Source organism: Limosilactobacillus sp. (genome assembly GCF_040772465.1).
Classification (GTDB): Bacteria; Bacillota; Bacilli; order Lactobacillales; family Lactobacillaceae; genus Limosilactobacillus.
In genome coordinates this window covers 26,474-38,271 of record NZ_JAXGYB010000004.1, presented here as the reverse complement: position 1 = coordinate 38,271, position 11,798 = coordinate 26,474, and the positions used below count along the sequence as shown (strand labels likewise).

The window sequence follows — 11,798 nt, the reverse complement described above, 5'->3', positions numbered from 1 at the left end:
AAGGATCTTATCATGGGTTTATTTGATATATTTCGTCGTCACCGTAAAAAAGATGAGAAGAAACAAAGCGAAAGTGCTAGCGTTTCTGTAGTTGAGAGTTTAAGTGAACAATTTCTCAGTTCGGTAAGTCTGAGTCAAGCTAGTGCAGCAGAAGCTAGTGATCAATCTCAAGAACATAGTGAATCTGTCAATTCGACATCAGTTGCTGTTTCCACAAGTTTCAGCACTGAGACGAGCGAATCGGTGGCAGGTCAGTCGTTAAATAGCGAGAGCAATTCTGTCAGTCTGAGTCAAACACAATCAACAACCGAAAGCGTCGCTCCATCAGTCAGTGAATCTGCACTGGAGTCTGAATCACAAAGCAATTCAGCTAACACACAAGAGACAGCAGCTGAACAAAAAGATGAAGATCAAGAAGACGCTAACCAAACAGTTGAAAAGAAGTATGATGCCGGCTTGGCTAAGTCACGTCATGGATTTGGAGCTCGTCTCAATCGCTTTCTTGCTAACTTTCGGCACGTTGATGAAGACTTCTTTGACGATCTGGAAGATTTGCTGATTGAATCTGACGTTGGTGTCGATATGACGACACAGCTATCCGACGAGTTGCGGGATGAAGTAAAGTTACAAAATGCGAAAACCAAGCAGGAAGTTTCTAACGTCATCATTGAGAAGATGGTCGATCTATACGAGAAAGCTGGCAAGGGCGAGAACTCTGCTATCAATTTCGCCAAAGAAGGCCCAACCGTGATTATGTTTGTCGGGGTTAATGGTGCCGGCAAGACCACGACTATCGGCAAGATGGCTGCGATGTATAAGCGCCAAGGAAAGAAAGTGATTTTGGCGGCTGCTGATACTTTCCGTGCCGGTGCCACAGAACAGCTTGATGTTTGGGCCAAGCGCGATGGCGTTGATATCGTGACGGGACCAGAAAATGGTGATCCGGCGGCGGTTGTTTATGATGCCGTTAAGAAAGCCCAGTCGGAAAATTACGATATCTTACTGGTCGACACGGCCGGCCGTCTTCAAAATAAGGTCAACTTGATGAAGGAACTGGCCAAGATGAAGCGGGTCCTCACCAGAGAAATTCCGGCAGCTCCCCACGAAGTATTGCTGGTAGTTGATGCTACGACGGGGCAAAACGCTCTCAGCCAGGCTAAGCTCTTTAAGCAGAATACGGATGTGACCGGGATTATCCTCACTAAACTGGATGGAACGGCCCGCGGTGGGATTGTCTTAGCTATTCGCAATGAATTGCACTTACCGGTCAAATACGTCGGTTTAGGTGAAAAGGTTGACGACTTGCAAGCCTTTAACGCCGAAGAATTTGTTTACGGACTGTTCAAAGGCTTAGTTACCACGAACTAGGAGGTGGCTGGGATGGAACTTGAAAAAAACGAGCGAATTAACGACTTGCTGGAGTTCTACTCCCCACTTTTAACTAAGAAGCAACAAGAATATATGCAGCTTTACTACGGGGATGATTATTCTCTTGGTGAAATTGCAGAAAACTTTCAGGTCAGTCGTCAGGCTGTCTATGATAATATTCGCCGGACTGAAAAAATTCTGACCGGTTATGAAGCTAAATTGCATCTTGCACTAGAATTTGACTTGCGCAATTACAAGTTGGACCAACTGAGTGAGTATGCGAAGAAACACTATGGTGATGACCATGAGTTGCAGCATTTAATCGGTCAGCTGGATCATTTGGAAGCGGAATAGAGAGCAATGAGGCATCCTAGCTTATTTCCGTGGTTGGCTATGATATAATCGGTTACGTAAATTTGAAGAGTCAAATAAACTAGCAATCAGGAGTTTTTAATAATGGCATTTGAAGGATTAACTGAACGTCTCCAGAAGGCGATGGAAAAGCTCCGCCGCAAACCAAAAGTCACTGAGGCGGACTTACGCGATACAATGCGCGAAATTCGGTTGGCACTGCTTGAAGCGGACGTCAACTTCAGTGTTGTCAAAAAGTTTGTTAAGACTGTTCGCCAGGAAGCAGCTGGTGCTGAGGTTCTGAAGGGACTGAACCCAGCTCAACAAATCGTTAAGATCGTTAATGAACAGCTGACCAAGTTGATGGGTGAAGAAGCTGTTCCGTTGAACAAGGCCAAGCACATTCCAACCATTATCATGATGGTCGGGTTGCAAGGGGCCGGGAAGACGACGACTGCCGGTAAGTTGGCTTTGAAGCTGAAGAATGACCAGAAGGCGCGGCCACTGTTTATTGCAGCCGATGTTTATCGTCCTGCCGCTATCACCCAGTTGCAGCAGGTAGCTGATTCGATTGACGTTCCGGTATTTGAAGAGGGTACCGACGTTGATCCTGTCCAAATCGTGAAGGACGGGTTAGCCCAAGCCAAGGAAAAGCATAACGACTACGTGATCATCGATACTGCTGGTCGTCTGCAGATCGATGAAAAGTTGATGGATGAGCTGGCAAACATCAAAGAAGTGGCGCAGCCCAATGAAATCCTGCTTGTCGTCGATGCGATGACTGGGCAAAACGCCGTTAATACGGCACAGGGTTTTGATGACAAGCTCGATATCACCGGCGTTGTCCTCACTAAACTCGATGGTGACACCCGTGGTGGTGCTGCCATGTCGATTCGTTCGGTCACTGGTAAGCCAATTAAGTTCGTCGGTGAAGGCGAAAAGATGACTGATCTAAACGTCTTCCACCCGGACCGGATGGCTTCACGGATTCTCGGCATGGGTGATATGATGACCCTGATCGAGAAGGCTCAAAAGAACTACGACGAAGAAGCTGCCCAGGAAACGATGGACAAGATGCGGTCGAACACGTTCGACTACAATGACTTCGTGGAACAGCTCGATCAGCTGCATAAGATGGGCCCACTGGAAAATATCATGAAGATGATTCCGGGGATGGCCAATAATCCTGCTTTGAAGAATGTCAATATTCCGCCAAAGGAAATGGCTCACTTGAAGGCCATCGTGATGTCGATGACCAAGGAGGAACGTGAAAATCCTGATCTGATGAGTCCGAGTCGGCGGCGTCGGATCGCTGCTGGTGCGGGTCGGCCAATCGTCGAAGTTAACCGGATGATTAAGCAGTTTAATCAAATGCGTAAGATGATGAAGCAGGTTTCCAACGGTAACATGGGTGGTTTATCCAACATGTTTGGTGGTCAGATGCCTGGTGGTAAGATGGGTCAGATGGCGATGAACCGGATGGCACGTGGTATCAAGAAAAACCAGCAGCGCAAGTACAAGAAATTGCGCAAGTTGCGTCGCCGGCGGCATTAATTGAATATGTGGTAAAGTGTCTCACAATAGTGGGACACTTTTTTATTATATCTATGATGAAGATATCATTTGTGCCGTTTTTATTTCAATGGTGGAGTCGTTGCTAGAGTAGTAGTTGCTATCTTTAATTTATAAAAAATCGTTAATAGTATGTTTAAAAAGTTAATCGCGTTATAATTGAGCTGTGTGAAAGAAAAGTTCATTTGGGGGAGTACGCGAAAAATGTTATCGAAAAATAATCAAAAACAAGCTAATTTAAAACATATTAACAAACGCCAACGGTTTGGCTTACGTAAGCTTACTGTCGGCGTCGCTTCCGTCCTGTTGGGAACGACTTTCTTTATGGGTGCTCAAAGTGTGGTTGCCAATGCTGATGCTCCTGCAGCACAGGCAGATCAACAAACTGAAGTTTCGGCAAATGCGGATTCGAGCAATGCTAATAAGCAAGTTGTTTTGAAGAGCGGCAACCAGGGGAGTGCGGCTGCAATCAATACATCGGTTAGTGGTCAGCCGAGTCAGCAGACTGATCTAAAAACTGATATTGGAGCATTGAATTCGGCTGCTTCCAGTGCTACTGAAGATTTTCAATCCGTTAATGATTCAAACAAACAAATTGTTTCACCTAATAGCTTTAAATCTAGTGTTTTATCAGCAAATGGTTTAGCCAACAGCAAAATTCAGGTTAATACTCCCATTTATACTGGAACTACTGATTGGGAACCGAATAATGTCACAGGAAAATGGGATGGAAATGCTGCTGATGCAGTTTATAAAGTAGCTGATACTTCAACCACATCAACTATTAAGTATCAAATTCAAAGTTGGAATGGCACAAATGTTGAAAATTCTCAAGATTTTCAAGGTAAAACGCAATATTTGCTTATGATTCCTGCTGGTTTTGAAATTGCTTCAACAGACAATACATTTAAAAATACTGGTTTGGCTTTTAGTCGAACCGATGCTGGACTAGATATAAATATTCAAGATCTTGGAAATGTAGGCCCAAATGAAGAAAAAGTTTTCCTGCTTAGCCTCGCAGAAACACCAAGTTATAGCAACCCTCTATCTATTACGGCATCACTTAAACTGAATCCTAGTGCAGGTGGAACTTATACTTATAATCAGTGGTCACCACTTTTGATGCCAATTAATAAGAACATAAATGCTTATGGTGATAGCAGTGCAGGTGGTGGCACTGGTTCAATTACATTGAGTAATGGTCAAACATACCAATATATTCGTACATATACAGGCAGTTTTAATAGTGCCCAATGGTATGACAAAAATAGTGAGGTTGCTTATACAGTTGCACCTGGCTTGCATCAAATGAGCACTAACAATTTCCAGATTAATAAAATATCGGCTACTACTAACAATGTAAGTAATTCCAGTTTTGTTGGTAATGAACAGTTGTCAATGAATATTCAGTTAAAAGGCAACATACATAACGGTGATTATATTGATGTCCACTTAGGAGTGCCGTACAAAGATGATAATGGTCGTCAAGCTTATAAACTTTATGATACCAAATTATCCAATAAACCACTCCAAGTTGAAGATGGTGGACAGGTTATTGGTAAAGCTTATAATATGGGAACTTATTATCGGATCGTCTTTAATGATAAGGGTGCAGCATTGAGCAATCCTAATGTGCAGGTAACGTTGCAATGGGGCTCTAATCGAGATGCATCTAGAAATGACAATACTCATTCTTCTATTAATGACCACACGAGCTATATTTATCAGGCTACTAATGATCTGAGTAAGGATCGTACGACTTTTGATTACTTCCCACACGATGATATCAATATCAATGGTCAAACGTTTACTAGTGGTTATAAAATTAAGGGCACTTACATCTATACTGCTAAGAACGCTGGTATTGGCAACCTAAAGACTGGAGCATCCAGTGTGGGTAGTTATAACCGAACTTGGGATAGTAAAGGCAACGTTAGTGTCGATACTTTTTGGTATAGCAATACGGCAGTATCGCTTTCTACCAAAGACCTGGGTGATGAATTTGATATCCAGACAACAGTAACGAAAGATCCGACTGGCTTGGTACATTACACATTTACTAGTGCGGCAGATATGCAAAAGAAACTAGAAGATGAAATTGCGACGGATGATACTCGTTCCTTAAAGAACAGTGTAAGCTCTGATCCAAACATTTTTGTTAATGTTCAAACTAAAGCTGGAGCCAAACCAAAAGTAAAAGTTGAGGTAACTTTCCAAAAAATTGATACTGGATCCCAACTAACTGGTAAGTGGCATGTCAAAATAGTCAACCTTGATCCGACGACTAATCCAGACATTGAGTTTAAGGAAAATAGTAGTGTTAATACTGTGGAGGCGACAGCCAGTGGCTTTACAATGCCAATGGGAATCAATTCTTATGCACAAGATGAAGATAATGTTGTCAACACTGATACATATAGTGGCGCCAAAACTGATAATGAAGCATTGATGAATGATTTGAAATCCTTGCCAATCGCTGGAACAGTCTTTACACCTTATCAAAATGGCAAAGCTGGTAGTCCTTCTGGAGTTTACGGTGGCAAATGGTCTGCTGGAATTCTCTATAATGCCAATGGTTCTGTTACCGGTGGTGGTTCCGCTAGTGACCTTGTGACAAATACTTTGAGTTTTGAAGATTTAGCAACTAAGAAAGCTGTTGCTAATAGTGTAATCTTCCAGGGAGCCACTGGAACGACGATTCATTTTGATGATGCTCAATCTGCTTATAATGGCTTATCAGGTTATGACTTTGTCAAAGCAGTCAGTGTTGGCAAAGATGGTACAGAAACTGAAATTAAGGGTTTTGATCCATCACAGATCGGTTCATACAACTTTGGCACTGCTAACAAGGCAAATCCAAGTTCTTACATTATTTATGTTAAGAAGCAATCTATTCAAAAAGCCCAATTAAGATATGTAGATGATGATGATCCAACCAATACTAATATGCCAGCTACTGTCGTTGCCAGTGGTGATAGTGGGTCGCATATTGCTTTCCAAGATATTGCAAAAAACATTAATAATTTAATTAAAGATCACTATGAATTCAATGGCGTTACTAAGGATAGTGACAAGACTAGTTTGGGCAATAAGGATAGTTCAAAGATTGATTGGTCAACCATTTTTGGTGAATATGATAACGATAATGCAACAACTCAGATCTTCACGATTCACTTCAAGCATGAAACGGCACAAGCTAGTCGTCCAAAGGATGTTAAAGAAACGATCCATTATGTTATGTCAGACGGTACGAAAGCACCGAGCGACAATGTTCAAACAGTTCACTTTACGGAATCCGGAACCACTGATTTGGTAACCAGAAAGACTACTTGGACACCAGCTGACAGCCAGAGCTTTAAGGAGGTCGATAGTCCAAGTGTTAAGGGTTACACTCCTGATGTATCCACTGAGCCAAGTGTGACGGTTGGTTTTGGCGATAAGGATATTACTAAGACGGTTACCTACACACCGGTAGCCCAAAAGTTAACCGTAACGTTTATTGATGATGTTACCGGAAAGACTTTAAAGACGGTTACCAAAGACGGTTTGTCGAATGGTGACAGTAATTACAACACGAAGGATGATATTGACGGTTATCTGAAAGATCATTACAAACTGGTTAGTGATTCAACTAACGGCATTGATTTGTTCTTTGATACCGATCCAACGGTTGATCAAAGTTATGTAGTTCATTTGACCCATAATACTGCTAGGACGAGTCGTCAAAAGGATGTTAAGGAAACGATCCATTACGTCATGTCTGACGGTACTAAAGCACCGGGTGATAATGTTCAAACGGTTCACTTTACAGAATCCGGAACCACTGATTTGGTAACCAACAATACTACTTGGACATCATCCAAGAGTCAGAACTTTAAGCAGGTCGACAGTCCAAGTGTTAAGGGTTACACTCCTGATATCAATTCTGTCCCAGTAGCAACCGTCAACTATGATTCAGAGGACATTAATAAGACGGTAACTTACTCACCAGAAGATCAAAAGTTGAATGTAAAGTTCATCGATGATACTACTGGCAAAGTCTTGAAGACTGTTAATAAAGCTGGATTGAGCAATGCTGACAGTAAGTACAACACTAAAGATGATATTCAGACGTATAAGGATAAGCATTATCAACTTGTTTCAGACTCAACTAATGGTCAGGATCTGATCTTTGATGATGATTCAGCAACTGATCAGGCTTATGAGGTTCATTTGAAACATGAGACCACTACAGCTGTTCGAAACAGGAACATTACTGAAACAATTCACTACGTCATGGCTGATGGTGCGAAGGCACCTAAGGATATAGTTCAATATTTAAAGTTTACTGAAAATGGTGTAACTGACTTAGTCACTGGTCATACTAGCTGGACACCAGCAAATAACCAGATCTTTGCAAAAGTAGTCAGTCCAGCTATTCAGGGTTACACAGTTGATATTGCATTTGTTCCAACAACAACTGTTAACTATGACTCTAAGGATATTATCAAGACCGTGTACTACACACCGACATCCCAAAAGCTGAACGTTCATTTCATTGATGACACGACAGGCAAAGTTTTGAAGACCATTAATAAAGCTGGTCTGACGAATGCTGATAGCAAATACAACACGAAATCCGATATTCAGGTATATGATAGTCAGCATTATCAACTTGTTTCTGACTCAACTAATGGTCAGGACCTTATTTTTGATGCTGATCCAGCAATAGATCAGACTTATGAAGTTCATTTAAAGCATGGCACTGAAGTAACTAACCGTGGCAAGACGGTCACGGAGACAGTTCACTATGTCATGGTTGATGGCACAACTTCGCCGAAGGATAATGTGCAATCTCTGAAGTTCACTGAAAGTGGGATAAGGGACTTAGTAACTGGTGATACTGCTTGGACAAATGCAAAGAATCAGAGCTTCAAGCAGGTTGATAGTCCGGATATTAAGGGTTACACAGCAGACACCGCATTTATTCCGTCTATTACCGCCAACTTTAATTCAAATAATATCATCAAGACCGTTACTTACACACCACAGAGTCAAAAACTTAGTGTGAAGTTCATTGATGATACGACTGGCAAGGTATTGAAGACTATCAGTAAAGATGGCTTGAGCAACGCCGACAGTAAGTACAACACCAAATCTGATATTCAGATGTATAAGAATCAGCATTATCAACTCGTTTCAGACTCAACTAATGGTCAGGAACTTATCTTTGATGATGATCCAGCAGTAGATCAGACATATGAGGTTCATTTCAAGCATGGCATTCAACCTACTAGTCGAAGTCGTGCAGTTACTGAAACTATCCACTATGTCTTCAGTAATGGGTCAAAGGCATACAATAGTAACGTTCAGACACTGCACTTTACTCAGCATGGCACAAATGACCAGGTAACTGGGCACACAACTTGGCTACCTGTCGCTAGTCAAACCTTTGAGACGGTTGCTAGTCCCGTTATTGATGGTTACGATGCTGATCAGAGCTCTATTCCTAGCCAAACTGTTGGTTATGACAGTAATGATCTCAACTTCACCGTTACTTATACGACCCAACCAATCAAACCAAGCACTCCGGTTCAACCGACAAAGCCATCTACGCCAAGCCAACCAACGACGCCGTCACAGCCGAGCCAGCCGTCCATGCCGAGTCAACCAAGTCAGCCATCAACGCCGTCCAAGCCGAGTCAACCAACTCAGCCATCAACGCTGTCACAGCCAAGCCAGCCGTCAGAACCGAGTCAACCGACTCAGCCATCAGAGCCAACGACGCCATCGCAACCGAGTCAACCGACTCAGCCATCAACGCCATCGCAGCCGAGTCAGCCGTCCATGCCGACCCAACCGACCAATCCTTCGACAACAGTTCATCCACTGAACCCTGATAATCCAAACGCAAACAATTCTAATGATCGTTTGCATCACCACGAACCAGGTCAGCCGCAGCATCCAGGTTCTAATTATGATAATGGTTTAATTCCAGGAGAGACTGGGCAACCTGTTCAACATGGTAATCACGCTAATGGAGAAGGACAGCTAGAAGGGTCAACCAGAACTTCAACTAAGATGTTTGGTAACGATGCTGCAAACCAAGAAAATGCATCTAGTGCTCAAGGTCAGCGCCAGGCACGCTTGCCACAAACTGGCAATGACCGTGCTGTCGCAGCTTTGACTGGTGCCGGATTTATCTCCGCACTGGCTGCAATGATTTTGGGAAAGAAGCGAAAGCAGGATTAATTCTACAAATTGTTGAAGTAAAGTGAAAAAGAAAAGCTTGCCAGTTATGGTGATCAACACCATGGCTGACAAGCTTTTTGCGTCTATGAGGTTTATTTATTTCTTGTTCAAGAGGGTAACCCCAGCTGCCGGGTTATGATCGATGGCTCCGATAATCGGGTGCGGTACATAGGGCTCTTCGAGGTAGGCAATGTCTTCGTCGGTTAATTTAAGCTTGAGGGCGTTAACCGCAGAATCGAAGTGGTGGGCTTTGGTGGCACCAATGATTGGTGACGTGATTCCCTTGGCCCATTCCCAAGCGATGGCTACTTCAGCCATTGGGGCATTGTACTTTTCAGCGATTTTGTGAAGATGTTCGACGATATGAATGTCATATTTTTCCATTCCGTCGTATTTGCCCATCGCAACCCGGTCGGTTTTACTGCGCAACGTGTCAGCATTCCACGTTGGACGGGTGAGGTGACCACCGGCGAGGGGACTGTACGGCATCAATGAGACGTTCATTTGCTTGCAGATCGGGATGAGCTCGCGTTCGTCTTCACGGTAGAGCAGGTTGTAGTGGTTTTCCATGGTTTGGAACTGCGCCCAACCGTTGTCACGAGCGGCAAGTTGCATATTGTAGAATTGGTAACCGTACATAGCAGAAGCACCGATTGCCCGCACTTTACCGGCTTTGACCAGGTCATTTAAGGCTTCCATCGTTTCTTCAATCGGGGTGTTATAGTCAAAACGGTGAATGATATAGAGGTCTAGGTAGTCAGTGCCAAGACGTTTAAGGGTACCATCGATTTCACGATGAATGGCTTCCTTTGAAAGGCGACCAGGGTTAAAGTACACTTTTGAAGCGATGACCACTTTGTCACGAGCAACGTTATTTTTAATGGCGTGACCCAGGTATTCTTCGCTGGTTCCCTTAGAATAGACGTTGGCCGTGTCAAAGAAATTGATTCCAAGGTCTAAGGCGTGCTTAACGATCTTTTCCGTTTCTTCAGGCCCCACCGTCCAGTCGTGCATAGTGCCGGCCTTGCCAAAGCTCATGCAACCGACACAGAGTTTGGAGACTTTGATGTCAGTGTTTCCAAGGTTCTGATATTCCATCTTTCAATCACTCCTTTGTTCTCCTTCTATTATAAGAATGATTGTTAGCAATGAGAAATACTTATCTTGTGTGAATGCTGATAACTAGGATGCATACGAGTGAGAATACGTTAAACGTATACCACCATTCCTTATTAGCAATTTTGTTTTGTACTAACTGCTATTACTATATAGTCATCAGCTAATCAATAAGGATTTTGAAAGGAAGATTAAAATATGTCTGATGTAAATGTACCAACTGTAAAACTAAACAATGGTGTCGAAATGCCAACCCTTGGCTTCGGTGTTTTCCAGGTTCCTGATCTCAGTCAGGCTGAACAAGCTGTTACTGATGCCCTGAATACTGGTTACCGTCTGATTGACACGGCTGCAGCTTATCAAAACGAAGAAGCTGTTGGCAAAGCCATTAAGAAAAGCAGTGTTCCGCGTGACCAGATCTTCGTTACTTCGAAACTGTGGGTTTCCGACTTCTCCTACAAGCGGGCTAAGGCAGGAATTGATACTTCACTGCAAAAATTAGGTCTAGACTACATGGATCTTTATCTGCTGCACCAACCTTACGGTGACACTATGGGTGCTTGGCGCGCACTGGAAGAAGCACAAAAAGCCGGTAAAATTCGTGCCATTGGTGTTTCGAACTTCTATGCCGATCAACTCAAGAACCTTGAACTGACGATGCCCGTTAAGCCAGCCATCAACCAGATTGAAGTTAACCCTTGGTATCAACAAAAGCAGGAAGTGAAATTGAACCAGGATGAAGATGTCCGGGTGGAAGCTTGGGCCCCATTTGCCGAAGGTAAGCACCAGATCTTTACTAACGAAACTCTGGCAAAGATTGCTGCTAACCACAACAAATCTAACGGCCAAGTCATCTTGCGCTGGCTTCTTCAACGTGGCATCACGGTTATTCCAAAGTCTGTTCACCAGAAGCGGATGGCAGAAAATATCGACGTCTTTGACTTTGAACTGAGTGACGATGAAATGAAGACCATTGCTCAATTAGACAAGGGTGAAAGTCAGTTCTTTGACCACCGCGACCCAGTTACTATTGAACAGATCTTTGGTTCAAGTTTGAAGGCTGTTCGTGACAGCGAAGACTAAGTCGCACGATTAACTTAGGACCCAATTCCTAATAATAGTAAATAACGCAAAAAAGCTTGCCGGCGTGAAAACCGACA

The 11,798-nt window shown here is 43.2% G+C and carries 6 protein-coding genes; 5 read left to right on the top strand and 1 reads right to left on the bottom strand.

The genetic code is table 11. The annotated features are described in order from the left end of the window. Window positions 1–12 precede the first annotated feature (12 nt). The 4 genes from ftsY (at window position 13) to AB3114_RS04905 (ending at window position 9,522) form a co-directional block, all read left to right on the top strand. Complete coding sequence (ftsY, locus tag AB3114_RS04920) at window positions 13–1,368, top strand: signal recognition particle-docking protein FtsY (RefSeq protein ID WP_367342152.1); 1,356 nt, start codon at window positions 13–15, stop codon at window positions 1,366–1,368. Window positions 1,369–1,380: 12 nt separating this feature from the next. Further along, on the top strand, window positions 1,381–1,722 hold the full coding sequence (locus AB3114_RS04915) for a putative DNA-binding protein (RefSeq protein WP_367342151.1): 342 nt from the start codon (window positions 1,381–1,383) through the stop codon (window positions 1,720–1,722). A gap of 102 nt (window positions 1,723–1,824) precedes the next feature. Further along, window positions 1,825–3,273 (top strand): signal recognition particle protein, encoded by a 1,449-nt coding sequence (gene ffh, locus AB3114_RS04910; RefSeq protein WP_367342150.1) that lies wholly within the window; start codon window positions 1,825–1,827, stop codon window positions 3,271–3,273. A gap of 222 nt (window positions 3,274–3,495) precedes the next feature. Further along, window positions 3,496–9,522 (top strand): YSIRK-type signal peptide-containing protein, encoded by a 6,027-nt coding sequence (locus AB3114_RS04905; RefSeq protein ID WP_367342149.1) that lies wholly within the window; start codon window positions 3,496–3,498, stop codon window positions 9,520–9,522. Window positions 9,523–9,618: 96 nt separating this feature from the next. Here the strand turns inward: AB3114_RS04905 and AB3114_RS04900 are convergent, their stop codons facing one another. Next, the gene (locus tag AB3114_RS04900; protein ID WP_367342148.1) at window positions 9,619–10,620 is read right to left on the bottom strand and encodes an aldo/keto reductase; all 1,002 of its coding nucleotides are present in this window, start codon (window positions 10,618–10,620) and stop codon (window positions 9,619–9,621) included. A 216-nt stretch (window positions 10,621–10,836) separates the two neighbouring features. Between AB3114_RS04900 and AB3114_RS04895 the strand changes: the two genes are divergently transcribed. Further along, the gene (locus AB3114_RS04895) at window positions 10,837–11,721 is read left to right on the top strand and encodes an aldo/keto reductase (protein WP_367342147.1); all 885 of its coding nucleotides are present in this window, start codon (window positions 10,837–10,839) and stop codon (window positions 11,719–11,721) included. Window positions 11,722–11,798 lie beyond the last annotated feature (77 nt).

Bases quoted from the DNA above. Each gene is read 5' to 3' on its own strand.
- ftsY (WP_367342152.1), top strand. From the start codon at position 13: ATGGGTTTATTTGATATATTTCGTCGTCACCGTAAAAAAGATGAGAAG.
- AB3114_RS04915 (WP_367342151.1), top strand. From the start codon at position 1,381: ATGGAACTTGAAAAAAACGAGCGAATTAACGACTTGCTGGAGTTCTAC.
- ffh (WP_367342150.1), top strand. From the start codon at position 1,825: ATGGCATTTGAAGGATTAACTGAACGTCTCCAGAAGGCGATGGAAAAG.
- AB3114_RS04905 (WP_367342149.1), top strand. From the start codon at position 3,496: ATGTTATCGAAAAATAATCAAAAACAAGCTAATTTAAAACATATTAAC.
- AB3114_RS04900 (WP_367342148.1), bottom strand. From the start codon at position 10,620: ATGGAATATCAGAACCTTGGAAACACTGACATCAAAGTCTCCAAACTC.
- AB3114_RS04895 (WP_367342147.1), top strand. From the start codon at position 10,837: ATGTCTGATGTAAATGTACCAACTGTAAAACTAAACAATGGTGTCGAA.